This is a genomic window from Sulfitobacter sp. PS-8MA (genome assembly GCF_040933935.1).
Classification (GTDB): Bacteria; Pseudomonadota; Alphaproteobacteria; order Rhodobacterales; family Rhodobacteraceae; genus Sulfitobacter.
In genome coordinates this window covers 1,567,016-1,585,322 of the sequence record NZ_JBFQYJ010000006.1, presented here as the reverse complement: position 1 = coordinate 1,585,322, position 18,307 = coordinate 1,567,016, and the positions used below count along the sequence as shown (strand labels likewise).

21 protein-coding genes are annotated in these 18,307 nt (G+C 63.5%); 3 read left to right on the top strand and 18 right to left on the bottom strand.

The window, feature by feature from the left end; translation table 11 throughout:
- Nucleotides 1-2 precede the first annotated feature (2 nt).
- Entirely contained in the window at nt 3-869 is an 867-nt protein-coding gene (gene tatC / locus AB4M76_RS11865; RefSeq protein ID WP_368442070.1) for a twin-arginine translocase subunit TatC, read from the top strand.
- The gene (locus AB4M76_RS11860) at nt 866-1,714 is read left to right on the top strand and encodes an ATP-binding protein (RefSeq protein ID WP_368442069.1); all 849 of its coding nucleotides are present in this window, start codon (nt 866-868) and stop codon (nt 1,712-1,714) included. The genes tatC and AB4M76_RS11860 overlap by 4 nt, the downstream gene beginning before the upstream one ends.
- An 86-nt stretch (nt 1,715-1,800) precedes the next feature.
- Here the strand turns inward: AB4M76_RS11860 and AB4M76_RS11855 are convergent, their stop codons facing one another.
- From AB4M76_RS11855 to cysG, 11 genes are all read right to left on the bottom strand, one after another.
- Nucleotides 1,801-3,033 carry a peptidoglycan DD-metalloendopeptidase family protein gene (locus AB4M76_RS11855; protein ID WP_368442068.1) on the bottom strand — a complete coding sequence of 411 codons (1,233 nt, stop codon included), beginning with the start codon at nt 3,031-3,033 and terminating at the stop codon, nt 1,801-1,803.
- Between the two features lie 55 nt (nt 3,034-3,088).
- Nucleotides 3,089-3,745 carry a protein-L-isoaspartate(D-aspartate) O-methyltransferase gene (locus AB4M76_RS11850; protein ID WP_368442067.1) on the bottom strand — a complete coding sequence of 219 codons (657 nt, stop codon included), beginning with the start codon at nt 3,743-3,745 and terminating at the stop codon, nt 3,089-3,091.
- Nucleotides 3,742-4,527, bottom strand: coding sequence for a 5'/3'-nucleotidase SurE (gene surE, locus AB4M76_RS11845; protein WP_368442066.1), 786 nt, complete (start codon nt 4,525-4,527; stop codon nt 3,742-3,744). The genes AB4M76_RS11850 and surE overlap by 4 nt, the downstream gene beginning before the upstream one ends.
- A 71-nt stretch (nt 4,528-4,598) precedes the next feature.
- Nucleotides 4,599-5,252 (bottom strand): SDR family NAD(P)-dependent oxidoreductase, encoded by a 654-nt coding sequence (locus AB4M76_RS11840; RefSeq protein ID WP_368442064.1) that lies wholly within the window; start codon nt 5,250-5,252, stop codon nt 4,599-4,601.
- A 51-nt stretch (nt 5,253-5,303) separates the two neighbouring features.
- Nucleotides 5,304-5,531, bottom strand: a complete 228-nt coding sequence (locus AB4M76_RS11835; RefSeq protein ID WP_368442429.1) for a pilus assembly protein PilZ — start codon at nt 5,529-5,531, stop codon at nt 5,304-5,306.
- 221 nt (nt 5,532-5,752) lie between these two features.
- Nucleotides 5,753-6,601 (bottom strand): ferredoxin--NADP reductase, encoded by an 849-nt coding sequence (locus AB4M76_RS11830; RefSeq protein WP_368442063.1) that lies wholly within the window; start codon nt 6,599-6,601, stop codon nt 5,753-5,755.
- A 76-nt stretch (nt 6,602-6,677) separates the two neighbouring features.
- On the bottom strand, nt 6,678-7,079 hold the full coding sequence (locus tag AB4M76_RS11825) for a DUF934 domain-containing protein (RefSeq protein WP_368442062.1): 402 nt from the start codon (nt 7,077-7,079) through the stop codon (nt 6,678-6,680).
- Nucleotides 7,076-7,867 carry a phosphoadenylyl-sulfate reductase gene (locus AB4M76_RS11820; RefSeq protein WP_368442060.1) on the bottom strand — a complete coding sequence of 264 codons (792 nt, stop codon included), beginning with the start codon at nt 7,865-7,867 and terminating at the stop codon, nt 7,076-7,078. The genes AB4M76_RS11825 and AB4M76_RS11820 overlap by 4 nt, the downstream gene beginning before the upstream one ends.
- A complete protein-coding gene (locus AB4M76_RS11815; RefSeq protein ID WP_368442058.1) occupies nt 7,857-9,533 on the bottom strand; it encodes a nitrite/sulfite reductase in 1,677 nt (558 codons plus the stop codon). The genes AB4M76_RS11820 and AB4M76_RS11815 overlap by 11 nt, the downstream gene beginning before the upstream one ends.
- On the bottom strand, nt 9,533-9,829 hold the full coding sequence (locus tag AB4M76_RS11810; RefSeq protein ID WP_368442056.1) for a DUF2849 domain-containing protein: 297 nt from the start codon (nt 9,827-9,829) through the stop codon (nt 9,533-9,535). The genes AB4M76_RS11815 and AB4M76_RS11810 overlap by 1 nt, the downstream gene beginning before the upstream one ends.
- Nucleotide 9,830: 1 nt before the next feature.
- Entirely contained in the window at nt 9,831-11,225 is a 1,395-nt protein-coding gene (cysG, locus tag AB4M76_RS11805) for a siroheme synthase CysG (RefSeq protein WP_368442055.1), read from the bottom strand.
- A gap of 144 nt (nt 11,226-11,369) precedes the next feature.
- Between cysG and AB4M76_RS11800 the strand changes: the two genes are divergently transcribed.
- A complete protein-coding gene (locus AB4M76_RS11800; protein ID WP_007120312.1) occupies nt 11,370-11,831 on the top strand; it encodes an Lrp/AsnC family transcriptional regulator in 462 nt (153 codons plus the stop codon).
- Nucleotides 11,832-11,905: 74 nt separating this feature from the next.
- Here the strand turns inward: AB4M76_RS11800 and tpiA are convergent, their stop codons facing one another.
- The 7 genes from tpiA to AB4M76_RS11765 all read right to left on the bottom strand — a co-directional run bounded on the left by tpiA (nt 11,906) and on the right by AB4M76_RS11765 (nt 18,206).
- Nucleotides 11,906-12,655 (bottom strand): triose-phosphate isomerase, encoded by a 750-nt coding sequence (gene tpiA / locus AB4M76_RS11795; RefSeq protein ID WP_368442054.1) that lies wholly within the window; start codon nt 12,653-12,655, stop codon nt 11,906-11,908.
- 74 nt (nt 12,656-12,729) lie between these two features.
- On the bottom strand, nt 12,730-13,092 hold the full coding sequence (locus AB4M76_RS11790; RefSeq protein ID WP_368442053.1) for a HesB/IscA family protein: 363 nt from the start codon (nt 13,090-13,092) through the stop codon (nt 12,730-12,732).
- Between the two features lie 66 nt (nt 13,093-13,158).
- Nucleotides 13,159-13,872 carry a DUF3307 domain-containing protein gene (locus tag AB4M76_RS11785; protein ID WP_368442052.1) on the bottom strand — a complete coding sequence of 238 codons (714 nt, stop codon included), beginning with the start codon at nt 13,870-13,872 and terminating at the stop codon, nt 13,159-13,161.
- Between the two features lie 91 nt (nt 13,873-13,963).
- Nucleotides 13,964-14,581, bottom strand: a complete 618-nt coding sequence (locus AB4M76_RS11780) for a hypothetical protein (RefSeq protein ID WP_368442051.1) — start codon at nt 14,579-14,581, stop codon at nt 13,964-13,966.
- Nucleotides 14,582-14,687: 106 nt separating this feature from the next.
- Complete coding sequence (locus AB4M76_RS11775; RefSeq protein ID WP_368442050.1) at nt 14,688-15,899, bottom strand: glycerophosphodiester phosphodiesterase family protein; 1,212 nt, start codon at nt 15,897-15,899, stop codon at nt 14,688-14,690.
- A gap of 201 nt (nt 15,900-16,100) precedes the next feature.
- Nucleotides 16,101-16,463: an SUF system Fe-S cluster assembly protein gene (locus tag AB4M76_RS11770; RefSeq protein ID WP_368442049.1), complete on the bottom strand. Its 363-nt coding sequence runs from the start codon at nt 16,461-16,463 to the stop codon at nt 16,101-16,103.
- Between the two features lie 129 nt (nt 16,464-16,592).
- The gene (locus AB4M76_RS11765; protein WP_368442048.1) at nt 16,593-18,206 is read right to left on the bottom strand and encodes a BCCT family transporter; all 1,614 of its coding nucleotides are present in this window, start codon (nt 18,204-18,206) and stop codon (nt 16,593-16,595) included.
- Between the last annotated feature and the right edge of the window lie 101 nt (nt 18,207-18,307).

The window sequence follows — 18,307 nt, the reverse complement described above, 5'->3', positions numbered from 1 at the left end:
ACATGAGCGCCTCCGACGACTATGACGAGATCGACGACAGCTCGGCCCCGCTGATCGAGCATCTGGCCGAACTGCGCACGCGGCTCATCCATTCGGTCATCGCCTTTATCATCGGCATGGTGATCTGTTTCACCGTCTGGAACCCGATCTTCAACTTCCTGACCGAACCGCTCTGCTCGGCCATGGCCGAACGCGGGCAGGAGGATTGCGGGCTGATCCTGATCAAGCTGCAGGAAGGTTTCTTCGTCGCGATCTCGATCTCGCTTCTGGGCGGACTGGTGCTGGGCTTTCCCTTCATCAGCTACCAGTTGTGGCGCTTCGTGGCCCCGGGGCTTTACAAGAACGAAAAGGGCGCCTTTCTGCCCTTCTTGATCTCTTCGCCGGTGATGTTCTTTCTCGGTGCGGCTTTTGCCTTCTACGTCGTCACCCCGCTGGCGTTTGATTTCTTCCTTGGCTTCCAGCAGGCAGGCACGCTCGTAGGCGAGGGGCCGGAGGGTGAAAACGGCATCGCCGCCATCGCCTTCCAAGGCTCGGCGCAGGAATATCTTTCGCTCACGATCAAGTTCATCGTGGCCTTCGGCCTCTGCTTTCAATTGCCGGTCCTGCTGACCCTGATGGGCAAGGCCGGGCTGGTCAGTTCCGAAGGTCTGGGCAATGTGCGCAAATACGCCGTGGTGGCCATTCTGGTGCTTGCGGCCCTCGTCACCCCGCCCGATGTCATCACCCAGGTGATCCTCTTTGTCGTGGTTTACGGCCTCTATGAGATTTCGATCTTCCTGGTCCGCCGGGTCGAGACCAAGCGCGAAGAAAAGCTGCGCGCCGAAGGCTATTACGACGATGAAGACGAAGATTTGGATGATCTGCTGTGATTGACGACCCGATGGACAGAATTGCAGCTGCGCTGGAGCGGATGTCTCCGGCGCCGCTGGCCGCGCCTGATTTCGACGCGGCAACGGCCTTTGTCTGGCACACCGATCCCGACCGGCTGGTGCCGGTGGCGCAGGTCGCCCGGATTGACCTGCCGCTTTTGGTCGGCGTCGACCGGGCGCGCGACACATTGCTTGCCAACACCCGCCAGTTCGCTGCCGGATTGCCAGCCAATAACGCCCTGCTCTGGGGTGCACGCGGCATGGGAAAATCCAGTCTTGTGAAGGCGATACACGCCGATGTTCAAGCATCACATGAAGGGTTGCGCATTGTCGAATTACAACGCGAAGACCTGCCGTCGGTCGGGCGTCTGCTGAACCTCCTGCGCGGCGCACCGCAGCGCTTCATCCTGTTCTGCGATGATCTCAGCTTTGGCCATGACGATGCGCATTATAAATCGCTGAAAGCCGTGCTGGATGGGGGTATCGAAGGGCGGCCCGACAATGTGGTGCTCTATGCCACCTCGAACCGGCGCCATCTGATGCCCCGTGACATGATCGAAAACGAACGCGGCAGCGCCATCAACCCTTCCGAAGCGGTCGAGGAAAAGGTCTCCCTGTCGGACCGTTTCGGCCTCTGGCTCGGCTTCCACCCCTGCGATCAAAAGCAATATCTCACCATGATCCGCGGCTATTGCGATGCCTATGGTGTCGACATCGACGACGCGACTTTGCATGCCGAGGCGATCGAATGGCAAGCCACCCGCGGCGCGCGTTCAGGCCGCGTGGCATGGCAGTATTTCGTGGACCTTGCCGGTCGCAAAGGGGTTGCTGTCAGCGGCGGCTAGGCCCCATTCTTTCTGCCTGAAAATGCATAGCAGGGCGTCAGCGCGCCCCGGCGATCTGCCGCGGCGCGCTGACCTGTGCCACCCGCTTACTGGATATAGGGCGTCGGATCGACGCTCTCAAAACCGTTGCGCACTTCGAAATGCACATGCGATTCCGCACCGCCGCGCAGGGTGGCGATCTGCTGGCCCCGGCTGACATTGTCGCCCTTGGCGACCTTCACGCTGGCCACATTCGCATAGACCGTCAGCAGGTTGTTGGGGTGCCGGACCACGACAATCGGAATGCCATCCGCGCTCTTGGTGATCGCGGCCACGGTGCCGCCCTCGGCGGCTTTCACCGCCGCGCCGGGGGCGCCCTTGATGTTGATGCCCTCATTCTTGCCCTTCGCATATTCGCGAATGATCGCGCCCTGAACCGGTGGGGTCATCTTGGTGGATTTGGCAGGCGCGGTGGGCTTGCCAACATCGGCAACCGGGGTGGTGGGTGCCGCGGCGGGCGGCGTGGGCTGCGCGGTCTCATCCTGCGGCAATGGTTTGGCCGCCGACGGGGGCGTGGGCGTCGGGCTGCCGGCGCCGGGGGCTGTGGTCACCGGGGGCGCGGGCGGCGGCGTGGGTTTGGCGGCGGCGACCTGACGCGGCGGCGCCTGTTTCTCCACCGGGATCAACAGGAACTGCCCTTCGCGGATCGCGAAATCTGGCCCCAGCCCGTTCCATTCCGCCAGCGCCTTGACCGGCACGTTGTAAAGCCGCGCCACGGTATAGGCCGTCTCGCCGCGCTCAACACGGTGGCGCACAGGTTCTTTGCTCTTGGGGGCTGCGGGCTGCGGGGCCGGGGTGCTGGTCGCAGCAGGCGGCAGACCTTGGGTCTGGACCCCCGGCGTGGCAGGCACGCGGTCAATCGCATTGCCGGCCAGCGAGGTGATGTCGACACCACCACCGCTGCTGCCCGGCGCAGGTTCGGCCACGCGGCGGGGCAGGGCGATGATCTCGCCCTGACGCAGCGGCACTTCAAGATCGATGCCATTGTAGCGCGACAGCTCATTGCGGTCCGCGCCGACGCGGGCGGCCACATCCTTGAGCGTGTCACCGCCCCGCGCCACGGCGACCTGATAGTTCGGATAGGAAATCACCCCCCGGGCATCGGGCTTTGGCCGATCTGCCAGCGGGCCCCGCGCGGCTTCGGCGGTGGAGAAACCGTCACCAAAGGAGCTGCGCATGTCGAAATCGAGCGGCTGGTTTTCGCAACCGGCCAGCAGGATCACACTGGTGCCGGCCAAGAGTGTCAGCCGCGTCTGGCGGCGCAGGAAGGGGTGGCGCATCTGCAAGTCCTCATCTTCGCCCCCATGTCGCTTGGGGCGTTGTCTGTCTAACCTATTAACCGTCCTTGCCCAAACCTTCCAGCAGGGGGACGAAACGCACGGCGCGCAATTCATCGTATTCCAGACCCTCGGCGGTCTTTCGCACACGGATCAGATGCTGCACCGTATCAGATTGGCCCACGGGCAACACCATAATCCCGCCGACCTTGAGCTGCGCCAGCAGCGGCCCCGGCGGGTCTTCGGCAGCGGCGGTCACGATGATACGGTCAAAGGGGGCCTGTTCGGCAAGGCCAAAACTGCCATCCGCGGTGATCGCGGTGATATTGGTGAGGTTCATCGCCTCAAACACGCCGCGCGCTTCCTGCACCAGACGGCGGTGCCGGTCGATGGTATAGACCCGGCGTGCGAGCTTGCTCAGGATCGCCGCCTGATAGCCCGAGCCGGTGCCGATTTCGAGCACCTTATCGCGCGAGGAGACCTGAAGCGCCTGGCTCATCAAGCCGACAACCGAGGGCTGGCTGATGGTCTGGCCGCAGGCAATCGGCAGGGGCATGTCTTCATAGGCACGGCTGGCAAAGAGGCCCCGGATAAATGGCCCGCGATCCACCGCTTCCATCGCCGTCAGCACGCGCGCATCGGTCACGCCCTTGGAGCGCAGCGCGTAGAGGAACTGCATCTTGCGTTCCGCGTCGGAGATGGGCTCTTCGGTCATCCGTTAATGCCCGCCAAGGTATCCAGCGCCGCATGGTCGGTCAGATCGCAGCGCATCGGCGTCACGGTGACATAGCCGTCGAGGTTCAGACAGGCATCGGTGTCAGGCGCGGTCTGCACGCGCTGGTCGCCGCCTTTGATCCACAGAAAGCGGCGGCCCGAGGGCGACAGATGCGCCTCGGTCGAAAAGCCGGTGCCCGGGCGGCGGCCCTGCGGGGCAAGGCGAATGCCGCGCACATCCGCACCCGCGACCGGGGGGAAGTTGACGTTGTAGAAAAGCCCGTAGCCCGCGTCTTCCGCAGGGCTATGCGCAAGGATGCGGCGGCAGGTCTCGGCCCCATGCCGGGCCGCGGCTTCAAAGGGGTCGGCCAGATCGCGGTTGGCGGGGCCATAGTATTGCGACAGGGCGATGGCGGGCAGTCCCTGTAGGGCCGCTTCCATCGCGCCGCCGAGCGTGCCGGAATAAAGCGCATTTTCGGCAGCGTTATTGCCGCGGTTCACGCCCGAGAGCACCAGATCGGGGGGCGCGGCTGTCATCGTGTCATGGATCGCGGCCAGCACACAGTCCGCTGGGGAGCCTTCGGTGGCAAAGACACGTTCGCCCAGCTGCGAGATCATCATCGGCTTGGTGTAGCTGATGCAATGGCCCACGCCGGATTGCTCAAAGGCGGGCGCCACGGTCCAGACCTCGCCATTCGGTCCGGCCAATTCATCGGCAATGGCTTTGAGCACGGTCAACCCGGGTGCGTTGATGCCGTCGTCATTTGTGATCAAAATACGCATGAAAGCCCCTTTTTGCCTTGATAGGCGAGGGGCGGGTCGGCGGCAAGCGTGGCGCGCCGATGCCGCCCGGTTCAGGTGGCAGAGTTTTCCAACAGTTGCGTCAATACCGCAGCGGCCTGTGTGGCGGGATCGCTGAGCGCCGCGCGGTCTTCGCCGGGGAAGAAACGGCCGCGGGTGGCGGTGGGCATCGGCTCGGGCGTGACGATATGCACCTTGGGGCCGATCTGCGCGGTCTCGGCCGCCCAGGAGGTCGCCAGCGCGATCTGCGCGGCTTTGGTGGCGCCGTAGCTGCCAAAGAACTTGGCCCCGGCGCGGGGGTCATCAAAGAACACCGCCTGGCCTTCGGCGCCCAAAAGGGGCGAGACAAAGGTGATCAGCCGGGCCGTGGCGGTGACATTGCCGGCGATGGATTTCTCCAGATCCTTGGCGTCGATGTGATCGGTCGGGGTCAGGGGGGCGGCATGGATCGCGCAATGCAGCCAGAGGTTCAGCCCGCCCCAGCGGTCGTGAATGCCACGGCAGAGGACAGCCATGGCATCGGCATTGGTCACATCCATCGGCGCCAGCGTGGCGCTGCCGCCCTTGGCTTGGATGCGGTCGTCCAACTCTTCCAGCGCGCCGGTCGTGCGACCGACGGCGATGATGTGATGGGTGGGGGCCAATGCCTCGGCCAAGGCGGCCCCAAGGCCGCGCGAGGCGCCGGTGATCAATGCTGTTTTGCTCATGCCCGCGATGTGCACCGCGCAGCGCGGCAGGTCAAGAGCCCGTGGCCGCGCTTAGCCCTTGGGCAAGCGCAGAACCTTGTTGCCGCTGCGGCTGGACAGCACCAATGCGCCTTCGCCAATGGCCGCGACCACGCCGCCGGCCACTTGGTCGCCCACTTTGACGCGGGAAATCTTGCCGCCGCCTTCGCGGATCAACGCGCCGGGGGTGGCTTCGCTGCCGAAAACACCGATCAGCGCGGTGCGCGACAGATCCGCCTTTTCAGTTGCCAAATCTGTCACCTTCTTGGGTGTCGGGGTCCCAGGGTTTGCCATGATTTGCCTTTCGCCTGTAATTGCAGTTCTGCGCGGCGTCCCCCGCGCTACAGGCGTCAACTAATCTTTGCCGCACTGCGGCGAAAGGGGGTGGCGGTCGGATGCGCAGGGTTCTGCCAGAGCGTCGGCAAAGCAGCGCCGACGCTTCGGTCTGTGACGTTGCGGCGCGCCGCAAGCGTTAATTTGGCTTACCCCACAAAAGCCTTTTCAACGACGAAATGCTGCGGGTCGGAATTGGCCCCTTCGGTCAGGCCAAAGCCTTCGAGAATCTGCATAATATCCTTGTTGAACCCCAAGCTGCCACAGACCATGGCGCGGTCATGTGCGGCGGTGATCTGCGGCAGGCCCAGATCTTTGAACACCGTCCCGTCCTGCAAGAGATTTGTGATCCGCCCCATCTTGGGGCTCTCTTCGCGGGTCGTGGTGGGGTAATAACGAATCTTTGCAAGGTTTTCGGGGCCGATCAGCTCTTGCATCAGCTCATCCGCTTTCAGCCCGTCGATCAGCTCTTGGCCATAGGCCAGTTCAGCCCGATCGCGGCAGGTGTGGGTGACGATGACCTCGTCGAATTTCTCATAGGTCTCGGGTTCGCGCAGCAGGCTGGCGAAAGGAGCAAAGCCGGTGCCGGTGGCGAACATCCACAGCCGATCACCGGGCAGCAGCGCGTCATGCACCAGCGTGCCCACGGGCTTGGGCCGCAGAATGATCTGGTCGCCGGGCTGGATGTGCTGCAGCTTTGAAGTCAGCGGGCCGTCCTGCACCTTGATCGAGTAGAACTCCAACTCATCGTCCCAGGCTGGCGAGGCGATGGAATAGGCGCGCAGCAGCGGTTTCTGCTTGCCGGTCTCGGGATGCGGATCGCCCATCAGGCCGATCATCACAAACTCGCCCGAGCGGAAGCGCAGGGAGGCTGGCCGGGTCACCCGGAACGAAAACAGCTGGTCGGTCCAATGGGTGACCGAGGTCACGGTCTGGGCGTCCGGCAAGGTCGGGACGGGCTTGGCGGCGGTCTGGTTCACTTTGCTCTGCTCAGTCATCTCGGGTTTCCGCAAATCGGTTTGCGGCCTCTACTTATGTCATGGAAAGGGTGAGGGCAATCAAACTGCCCTTTGGTCAGCCGCGCAGGCGGGTTTGATAGTCATGGGCCTGCCAATCGGCGCGGGCCTGCCACTGGGGTTCGGTTTGGCGCGCGGCAAGCTCGTCGTCGATCTCGACCTCGTCGAACCCCGAGCGCCGCGCCATGGCGTATTGATCGGCCAGCACATGGCCCTTGGCCCGCAGCCGGCCCTTGTAGCCGCGCAGGCGCAGGATGCGGGCGATGCTGAAGCCGCGCCCGTCCGCGAAAGAGGGGAAATCGATGCGGATCATCTCCAGTGAGGGCGGCAGCGGCAGGGCATGGGCATCGGCGTCCGACGCCAGATCGATGGCGCGGCAGTCATTCGCGGCCCCCTCATTGCAATAGCCGTGGGTCCAGTCGTCGGCGGTGAAACCTTTGTCGGTGACGAGGGTGCTCATGTGGTGTCTCCTGTTCGGACCACTTTGCCGTTCACAAAATGGATGCCGCATTCTTCCTTGTTCTGATCGCGCCAGCGCCCGGCGCGCGGGTCTTCGCCCGGCGCCACCGGCGAGGTGCAGGGCGCGCAGCCGATCGACGGGTAGCCACGGGCCACCAGCGGATGCCGGGGCAGGCGGTTTTCGGTGATATAGTCGGCCACATCCGAGGTTGCCCAATAGGCCAGCGGGTTGACCTTGATCCGGGGCGCGCTGCCGTCTTCGGGGATCTCAACCTCAAAGAACTCCAACGCGGCGCGGCTGCCCGACTGGAAGCGTTTGCGCCCGGTGATCCAGCCGTCATGACCCTGCAGCGCGTGTTGCAGGGGCCGCGTCTTGCGCAGGGCGCAGCAGGCGTCGGTGTCGCGCTGGTGCAGCGTGCCATCGGGGTCCTGGCTCGCGATCTCATCGCTGCGCAGGGTGGTGACATTGCGCAGGCCGAGGCGTTCGCTCAGCTCCTGCTGATAGACCAGCGTTTCGGCAAAGAGCATCTCGGTGTCGATAAAGAGCACCGGGATATCGCGCGAGACCATGGCCGCGAGGTGCAAGAGCGCCACCGATTCCGCGCCGAAGCTGGAGACGAGGGTGAGGGTCTCGATCTCGGCATCGGCGCGGCGGATCACATCCGTGGCCCCGTGGTGGCGCAGGTCTGCGTTGAGCCGCGCCACCTTTTCCTCGACCGCGCGCAGTGCCTCGGCGGGCGGCGCAGCGGTATTTGAGAAAGGATGAAGTTCAGGGGTGTCAAGCGGCATTGGCCCGATCCTTCTCCGCCGCTTCGGGGTAGAGCACGGCTTTGAAAGGCGCGAGACCGAGGCGGCGGTAGGCTTGCAGGAAGGTCTCGCCGGGATCATTGCGCAGGTCGAGATAGCCCAGCACGAGCCGTTCGATGGCCGGGATGATTTCCTCCGCCGAGAAGCCGGGTCCGGTGCGGGTGCCGAGGCTGGCGTCCTCGGTGCCGTCGCCGCCGAGCGTGATCTGGTAGTTCTCCACGCCCGCGCGGTCGAGACCGAGGATGCCGATATGGCCCACGTGGTGGTGGCCGCAGGCGTTAATGCAGCCGGAGATTTTGATCTTCAGCGGGCCCACGTCATGCTCCAGCTTCAACTCGTCAAAGCGGGTGGCGATCTGTTGTGCGATGGGGATCGAGCGGGCGGTGGCCAGTGCGCAATAGTCCATGCCGGGGCAGGCGATGATGTCCGAGATCAACCCGATGTTGGCGGTGGCGAGTTTCGCCTCCTTCAGTGCGGCATGCAGTTCGGGCAGGTCGCTGCGGTGGACATGGGGGAGGATCACGTTCTGCTCATGGCTGATGCGCAGCTCGTCATGGCCAAAGCGGCGGGCGAGGTCTGCCATCACGCGCATCTGGTCTGCCGTGGCGTCGCCGGGTGTCGCGCCATGGGCCTTGAGGCTGATCGAGACGATGGCATAGCCCGGCGCGCGGTGCTCGGCGAGGTTGGTGTCGGCCCAGGCGCGGAACACCGGATCGTTGGCATAGGCGGAGTCGTAGGGCACGAGCGAGGCGGTCTTGAACTCGGGTGCTGCGAAATCGGCTTCGATGCGCGATAGCATCTGCTGGTCGACGCCGGTGAACTGATCGCGGATCAGCGCGTATTGCGCGTCGACCCGGGCGCGGATATCTTCGATGCCGTTTTCGTGGACGGTGATCTTGATCCGCGCTTTGTATTTGTTATCGCGGCGGCCCAGCACATTGTAGACGCTGACGATGGCTTCGAGCGTGGGCAGCAGATCCTCGGCACTGACGAAATCATAGAGCACCTTGCCGATCATCGGGGTGCGGCCGAGGCCGCCGCCGACGATGACTTCGAACCCCTGTGCGCCGTCACGCTCGACGATGCGCAACCCGATGTCATGCGCCTTGATCACCGCGCGGTCAGCAGCGGCGCCGGTGACGGCGACCTTGAACTTGCGCGGCAGGAACTGGAACTCGGGGTGGTCGGTGGACCATTGCCGGATCAGCTCGGCCACCGGGCGCGGGTCGGCGACCTCATCGGCGGCGGCACCTGCAAAATGGTCGGCCGTGACGTTGCGGATCGTGTTGCCGGAGGTCTGGATCGCGTGCAGCTTTACCTCTGCCAGCGCGTCGAGCATATCGGGCACGTCGCGCAGTTCGGGCCAGTTGTACTGGATGTTCTGGCGCGTGGTGAAATGGCCGTAGCCCTTGTCCCACCGCTCGGCGATATGGGCGAGCTGGTCCATCTGGGCGCTGTTCAGCGTGCCGTAAGGGATCGCCACGCGCAGCATATAGGCGTGCAGTTGCAGGTAGAGCCCGTTCATCAGGCGCAGGGGTTTGAACTCATCCTCGGTGAGCGAGCCGTCAATGCGGCGCTCGACCTGGGCGCGGAACTGGGCGTTGCGCTCGGCAAGGAATTTATCGTCGAATTCGGTGTAGCTGTACATCACAGGCGCTCCTGTTTGCCATGGGCGTAGTTCGACGGGCCTTTGGCGCGGAACTCTTCGCGGAAGTGGGTGGGGCGCGGGCCATCCGCTTCGGGGGTCACATCGGCGAGGTAGACGCCGACGACCAAATCCCGCTGGGTCAGCGCATCGATCATGCGCAGGTCGGCATCGGCCTCGTCGGTCAGCACTTCGGCCTCGGCGAGGTTGCGGGTCCAGCCGGTGGCGGTCTGATAGATCACGTCGCCTTCGAGCAGCGCATTGGCGGTCACGACCTTGGGGGTGAAGGGTTTGGGCATGTCAGGCCAGCTCCTCTAGCGGGGTTTCAGTGGCGGCTTGGACGGCGGCGCGCGGGGCGAGGCCGTAGAAGGTGAGCGCGGGGCCGGTCATATTGGCCTCGGTCAGGTCGCGGGGCAGAGCGCTGAGCGTGGTGGCCAGCACCCGCTGATCGGGGCGCGAGGCGTTTTCGATCACGGTGACGGGCGTGGTGCGGTCGGCCCCATGCATCAGCAGGCGGCCTTGGACGAAACGGGCGGATTTCTTGCCCATATAGATCGCGGCGACCTCATTCGGGCGCGCAAGTGCGGCCCAGTCGTGATCGGCAAAACCCTTCATGTCATGGCCGGTGAGGAACCGCACAGAGCTGTTGCGGTCGCGTCTGGTCAGACTTTGGCCAATGCCCGCCACGGCGGCGGAGGCGGCGGTGATGCCGGGCACGATATGCCAGCCGATGTCATGGGCGGCGACCGCGTCGATCTCTTCGTCGAGGCGGCCAAAGACAGTGGCGTCGCCGGATTTCAGCCGCACGACCTGGGCACCGCTTTGGGCATGTTCGACCAGAAGCGCATTGATATGTTCCTGACTGGTGGAGGGGCCGAAACCCTCTTTGCCGACGTCGATCATCAGCGCCTCGCGGCGGGCGAGTTCGAGGATCGCGGGGGTGATGAGGCGGTCATAGATCACCACATCAGCCTCATCCAACGCGCGGCGGGCCTTGAGGGTCAGCAGTTCGGGATCGCCCGGACCGCCGCCGACAAAGGCCACATGGCCGGGGCGGGCGTCGCGGGTGAGATGGGTGTGCAGCAGGTCGCGCAGGGCCGGGCGCAGGGCGTCAGCCCCTGCGGCCATGGCGCGGGGGCCGGTGGTGAAATAGTAGTCGCGCCAGAAATCGCGGCGGGCACGGCCCATGGGCAGGGCGTCGGCGAGCTTGCGGAAGGTCTTGCCGACGCGGGTGAGCGCGCCGAGGCTGGCGGGCAGGCGCTCTTCGAGATCGGCCTTGATGGCACGGGCGAGCACCGGGGCCGCGCCTTCGGTGCCGATGGCCACGGTCACCGGGTCGCGGTCGACGATGGCGGGGGTGATGAAGGCGCTGTCCTGCAGATTGTCGACGATATTGACCAGCGCGCCATCGGCCGCTGCGAGGGCGGCGGTGCGGGCGTCTTCGGTGGCGTCTTCGTCGGCGGCGTAGAAAAGCTTGGCCTCACGCGCATCGCCGGGGGCCATGGCACGGCGGTGCAGGGTCAGACGCGCCTCATCGGCCCAGCGTTCGATCTGCGGGTCTGGCGTGGCGGCAAAGACGATGAGGTCAGCCGAGGTTTTGAGCAGGAGGCGCAGCTTGGCCAGCGCGGCTTCGCCCCCGCCGGAGAGGACGATCCTTTGGCCGCGGGTGGCGAGGAAGATGGGGAAATGGTCCATGGGGCGCCCTGTTTCTGGTTTGACTTGCCCTCCTATATAGGAAATATTCCCGGTAATTGGCTATACGGCAGCGGATATAAGGACGTTTGTTCTGTTTGACCTGCCTGCCGAAACAGATGTCCCCCTGGGGTGAAAGAGAGTAGAATGACCGTCCGAATTGATGAGACTGACCGGAAGATTTTGGCGCAGCTGCAACGGGATGCGAGCCAGTCGCTGGACGATATCGCCCGCGAAGTGGGGTCATCGAAGACCCCGGTATGGAATCGCATCCGCAAGCTGCGCGAGGCCGGGGTGATCGGCCAGCAGACCGTGGTGCTGGATTCCGAAGCGCTTGGCTTTGAGGCTTGTTTCTTCGTTCTGATCCGCACGTCAGAGCATGAGGCGGCTTGGCAGGCGGCGTTTCTGAAGGCGCTACAGGACCGCCCGGAAGTGCAGGAGGCGCATCGTTTGGCGGGTGATATCGACTATATTCTGAAGGTGCGGGTGAAGAACGCGCGGGCCTATGATGTGTTCTATCAGGCGCTGATTTCAGAGGTGAAAGTGCATAATGTCACCGCGCTCTTGTCGATGGAGGAGATCAAGTCGACGACGATGCTGCCGCTCTGAGCGGGTGGAGCGGGCCGCGGTTGCTGGCCCGCTCTGGTAGTTGGTGGTCTTACGTAGCTCGGGTCGGAAAGAGATCAGGCCCGCGCGAGGGCAGCGACGATCGGGGCGAAATCATCGGCCTTGAGACTGGCCCCGCCAACGAGGGCGCCGTCGACATTCTCAACTGCAAAAATCTCAGTTGCATTGCTGGCTTTCACCGAGCCGCCGTAGAGCAGGGGCAGGGCATTGCCGATCTCGGCGCCGAAACGGGTGGCCAGACGGTTGCGGATGAAATCATGCACTTCGGCGATCTGTTCGAGGCTGGGGACCTTGCCGGTGCCGATGGCCCAGATGGGTTCGTAAGCGATGACGGTGTTCTCAGCCGTGACGCCCTCGGGCAGGGAGCCGTCGAGTTGGGCGCCGATGACGTCAAGCGTCTCGCCCGCCTCACGCTGGGCGTCGCTTTCGCCGATGCAGATGATCGCGGTGAGGCCCGAGGTCCAGGCGGCGCGGGTCTTGGCCTGCACATCCGCGTCCGTCTCGCGGTGCATCTCGCGACGCTCGGAATGGCCGAGGATCACATGGCTGGCGCCGCTGTCGGCCACCATCGGGGCGGAAATGTCGCCGGTGTAGGCGCCCGAGGCTTCGGCGTGGCAATCCTGCGCGCCGATTTGGATCGGCGAGCCATGCACGGCGTCGGTGGCGCGAAAGAGCAGGGGGCTCGGCGGGCAGATCACGATCTGCGGCGGGTTTTCGGGCAGCGCTCTGGTCAAAGCGTCGAGTTCGGAAAGGGCGGCGGCGGTGCCGTTCATCTTCCAGTTGCCGGCGGCGATTTTGGGGCGCATCGGGTCCGTCCTGATCAGTTACATCGTGACTGAGGTCGCAGGACGGGCGGCATTCGTCAAGGCCGGGTGCGCGGTTACTTCGTGCCGAGGCTTTCATCAAATTTGATGGATTCACCGCAGCCGCAGGCTTCCGTCACATTGGGGTTGCGGAACTTGAAGCCGGATTCGAGCAGCGTGGTTTCATAGTCGATCTCGGTGCCAAAGAGGAACATCTGCGCCATCGGGGCGATCATCACCCGCGCGCCGTCCTGTTCGACGACTTCATCGTTGGGATCGGTCTCCTCGACATAGTCCATGGTGTATTCCATGCCGGCGCAGCCACCCTTCTTTACGCCAATGCGCAGGCCAGCATGGCCGGCAGATTGCATCAGCTTTGCAATCTGGGCTGCGGCTTTCGGGGTCAGGTTAACGGCTTGTTTACCGGGAATGCCAAACATGAGTAATCTCCTATGCGCTCCAAGATAGGGGCCGGGGGCGGCGATCTCAAGCGGGTTGGGGGATTCTCAGAGCAAATTGATCAGGGATTGGGTGGCAAAGGCCGCGGTGAGCGCCCAGCCGAAGGAGGCGAGCGTGCCGATAATGACATATTCGCTGATCTCGCGGCTTTGCGAGGCGGTGTCGAACCGGAGGATGGATTTGGCGGCAATCAGAAAGCCGATACCGATCGGGTCGCCCACGATCACCATGAGATAGATCAGCGCCCGTTCCAGCAGGCCGATGATCCGGCCGGCATTGTCGAGCCCGTCCGGCTGCGCCTGGGCCTTGTAGCGGGCCATCAGCCCGCCCACGGCGGGGCCGCCGGCGAAAGTGGCGGCAATCAGGCCGATCACCAGCAGCATGGGGGGCTGGAGGGCTTGCGCATGCTCCGCCCAGACCCCGCGGGAGAAAGCCTCTGGCATGAGGTGGGCGGCAAGGGCGATGGTGATCAGATGGGCGCATTGATCGCCAAGATAGGGCCAAAGCCGGTCGCGCTGCTGGGGCGGTGTGGCATAGACTTTGATCGCGTCAATCGCCAGATGCGCGAGGGCCAATATGGCCGCCAGCAGGAGGCTGCCGCCCAGAGCGAGCACGGTGAGAGCAAAGACGATGAGAGCATGCAGCAAAAGGATGCCGGGGCGGCGCTTTTGGGCGACCATCCAATCGGGCTGAAAGATGAAATCCGCCAGCATATGTGCGGTGAGACAGGCGAGGCCGGTGGCTATGATCTGGTCGGTCATGGGGCCACCCCCGGGCAGCTTTCATACAGGCTAAATAGGCTGTAATTTGTCTTTACAGGTTTAATTGACTGTTTTGCGCGCGGGGAGAGGGTCATGCGGTCTCTGACGTGTTTTCGAGCATGTCGCAAATCTCTCCCAACTCATCCAATCCCGCCGCCTCCACATGGCCCTGCACGCTCTGCTGGGTAAGCGCGAGGCGCTCGGCCAAGGCGGCTTGCACAGGCCGGTCGGGGGCGAGCATGAAATAGGCCACTTCGGCCTGTCGCTGGGTCCAGCCTGTCGCCAGCCTGTCGGCGAGGGGCAGGGCACAGCGCAGGGCGAGGGGCGCCTCGGGGGCGCTGAGGCGGCGGTTGCGCGGCATGGTGTCGAGCGCATGGCCCGAGGCCACCAGCGCGTCGCCATCCGCATCGGCAAGGCTGCTGCCCGCGAGATGCGCCTGACCGATGCCGATGGCAATGCGGCTGTCGGCGGTCTTCCCCCCCCGGCGCACCGCGGCGCGCAGGGTGAGGGCCGCGCGAAAGCTCAAGCCGGGGCGAACCGCCACTTGCCAGCCATCGCCGCGAAACCGGGTCAGATAGCTCGGCGCGTCCTGCCATTGGGCGATCCGCTCGGCGGCTTCGTCGAGCCGGTCGAAAACGCCGCTCAGTTCGGCCCGCGCCATGGCGCTGGATTTGACGATGTCGCCGGTAAAAATCGCCCAGTCTTCCATGCCCGCCCCTTTGTTTCCGGCAATGTTGCAGGATGGACAAAGCCATGCAAGACAAAGGGCCGCCCGAAATCGAGCGGCCCAAAGGGTCAGCCAGTGCTGAAAGCGGTCAGAGGCCCATGCAATTGGCGTAGAATGTGGTGGTCGCTGGCCAGTCGGAGAACACCCCGACCACGCCCGCATCCTGCGCCAATACGTCAAGCGCCACGAGGTAATCGCTGTCATCCTTGATCACATCGCTGACCGACTGGAAGTACCAGCCGCCGCCCGATCCCAGCGGGCCGGAACGTTCCAGCGTCCACGCGATCAGCTCAAGATCGGCCTCCTTGGCGGCTTTCGCATAATCCGACGCGGCCAGGGCACCGTCTTTGTTGGTCAGCAGCATGTTGAGCGAGGGCGCGAGGTAATTCACGCCCTGCTCCTTGAGGCTGGCGAAATCCTCATTCCATGTCTCGGGGTCCTGCTCATCGAACCCATCGCTCCATTCCACCAGATAGACGGCCTGCTTGCCGAACTCCGGCTCCGCTTCGATCCAGTAGAGCACATCATCAAGGTTGAAGGACTGCGCCCAGACATCCGAGGCGGGGATACCTGCCTCTTTATACTCATCAATCAGCTTCTGCGCGTAGTCTTCCTGCGAGAAACCGTCATGTGGCATCTCGACAGAGGGGGACTTGAGTTCGGGCGTGAATTTGGCGCCGAGCGATTTGAACAATTCGATCGATTCCTTATGGGTCATCAGATCGGCTTTGTCAGAATAAAGCTGGGTGCGGAAGGGCGCGACGCCGCCCTGATAGTCTTCGGCAGTGGTGGCGGTCTTGTCGGCGCTGTCCATCTTGGGCGTCAGGGTGCGGAACTCTGCCAGTGTCAGATCAGAGGCGCGGCATTCGGCGCTGGCGGGGGTGTCGCCCGAGGCCGGGGTAAAACCGGTGGTGCATTTTTCGGCCAGATCAGAGACCAGAATATTGGTCGTCGTATGCAGATCGTTCTGCGCATGGCGGCAGACCAATTCGTGATCGGCGGTAAAGGTCACGTCGCATTCCAAAATGCCCGCCCCCATACGCGCCGCGGCGACGTTGGATTGCTTGGTATGTTCGGGAAACATCAGCGGCGCGCCGCGGTGGCCGATGGAGAAATCCGACTTTGACGCGTCCTGGCCGATGCAGCTGGCCAATTTGGTCTTGAGATCGCCCTCGGGCAGCTTGTCCACCAGATAGGCCGGGCGCGGGCCGTATTCGACCGGGGTCGCGGCGGCATGGCTTTCGGCGAGGGCCACTGTGGGCGCAAGCGCCAAGGCGGTGAGAGATACAAGTCTGCGCATAATTCAATCCATTCGTGAAAGATATTCCAACGCCTGCATAGCGGGACGGGGTAACGGTTTCACGACAGATTGATTTCAGTCAAATGAAGACTGGACTGTTAGCGCAATCGGCGGAATGTCGCCGATTGCGTTGAGCCTGCAAGTTGCTGAAGTAAAATATCTTTTCTGCAACGCAGCATTCTTTTGCGGCGGCTGCCGGGCTTACATGAAGCCCAGTTCGAGACGCGCCTCGTCGGACATCATGTCCATGCCCCAGGGCGGCTCCCAGACCAAGGCGACATTGACCTGTTTCACCCCCGGAATGGGCTCCACCGCATCGGCAACCCAACCCGGCATTTCGCCCGCCACCGGGCAGCCCGGCGCGGTCAGGGACATCTTGATGTCGACCTCATTCTCGGCATTGATGTCGATGGTATAGATCAAGCCAAGCTCGTAAATATTCACCGGAATCTCCGGGTCATAAACCGAACGACAAGCCTCGACGACCTGCTCATACAGCGGATGATCGGTAGTAGAGGGCGCAATCAGTGGCGTCCCCTCAAGCGGTTGGGTCTGGTCGGTCATCTCTTGCCTCGCATCATTCTCGACGTTTTATATAGGGATTGCGGGCCCGGGCGTAAAGTGGGGGTAAGAACGCGCGGGCGTCCAGCCGGACCCGCGCCACGGGAGGCCGCGCCCGCCAGAGGGGGCACCCTATCGCGGCTCGCTGCGCAGCCCTTTGTAAATGGTGTAGCACATTACCAGCATCAAAATCGAAAACGGCACACCGGTCGCCGTCACCCCGGCCTGCAAGGCCGAGAGCCCGCCCCCGATCAGCAGCACGATGGCGATCAACCCCTCGACGATACACCAGAAAATCCGCTGCGGTATCGGGGCGTCGATCTTGCCCCCCGCGGTGATCGTATCGACGACCAGCGAGCCGGAATCCGAGGAGGTCACGAAAAAGACCAGCGCGAGGAAGATGGCGATGGTCGAGGCGGCCCGGGTAAAGGGCAATTCATTCAGCATCCCGAAGAGCGAGAGCTCGGGCGAATAGCTGTCGATCACATTGGCCTTGACCAGCGATGTCTCGGGATCGTTCAGGATCTGCTCGATCGCGATGCCGCCAAAGACCCCCATCCAGATAAAGATGATCAGCGACGGGATCAGCAGCACACAGACGATAAATTCGCGCACGGTCCTGCCTCTGGAAACGCGGGCGATAAACATGCCCACGAAAGGCGCCCAGGACACCCACCACGCCCAATAAAAGGCGGTCCAGTCCTGGCGGTAGGCATCATCGCTGCGGCCAAAGGGGCTGGAGAGGGGGATCAACTCGACCGTATAGGCCAAGAGCCCGGTCCAGAAGCCGTTCAGCCCGACCAAAGTGGGGCCAACCAGCAGGACGAAGAGAAAGAACAAGACGGCAATGCCCATATTGATCTCGGACAGCACCTTGACCCCACCGTCCAGGCCGCGCCAGACCGAGATCAAGGCCACCGCGGTCACCAGAATGATGATCACCACCTGCGCGGTCGTGGAAATCTCCAGCCCGAAAGCAAAGTTGAACCCCGCGTTGGCCTGCTGCGCGCCCAGACCGAGAGAGGTGGCAAGACCAAAGAGCGTCGCAAAGACCGCCAGAATGTCGATCAGATGCCCCGGCCAGCCCCAGACGCGCTCGCCCAGGATCGGGTAGAAACAGGAGCGGATCGAGAAGGGCAGCCCTTTGTTATAGGTGAAAAGCGCCAGTGCCAGCGCCATCACGGCATAGACCGCCCAGCCGTGCAGCCCCCAGTGATAGAAGGTCGCGGCCAGCCCCATGGCCCGCGCGGCCTCCACGTTTTCGGGGATGATCGAGCCGTCCTCTGCAATCGGCCGTGGCACGCCCAGCGGGCCGGAGACATTCATGTGATACACGGGCTCCAGCACGCCAAAGAAGAGCAGGCCGATGCCCATGCCGGCGGCAAAGAGCATCGCGAACCACGCGGGGTAGGAATAGTCCGGCACCGCATCGGAGCCGCCCAGCCGGACCTTGGATATCGGCATGAAAATCAGTGCGATACAGAAGATGACAAAGATGTTCACGATGATCATGAACAGCCAGTCAAGCTGCGAGATGGCAAAGTTGCGCACCGCCAGAAAGACCGCGCCCGCCTGGGTGGGAAAGATCAATGTGAGCAGGACAAAGACCACCGCGGTCAGCCCCGAGATCACGAAAACCGGGTTGTGAATGTCAAAGCCGAGCGGCCCGAGCGTGCCGTCGATATTGTCTTGACCGACTTCGAAATCGGTGTCGATCTCGCCATCACCAGAGGTTGTCTCTGTCATACGCTCTCCCCGATCCAATATACACGACCCCCGCAGCGCGCCTGTTTTGGTCCTTCATTGCAGGCGGTTCAGGTCAGGAGGGATAGGTAGGTCGCGCCGGG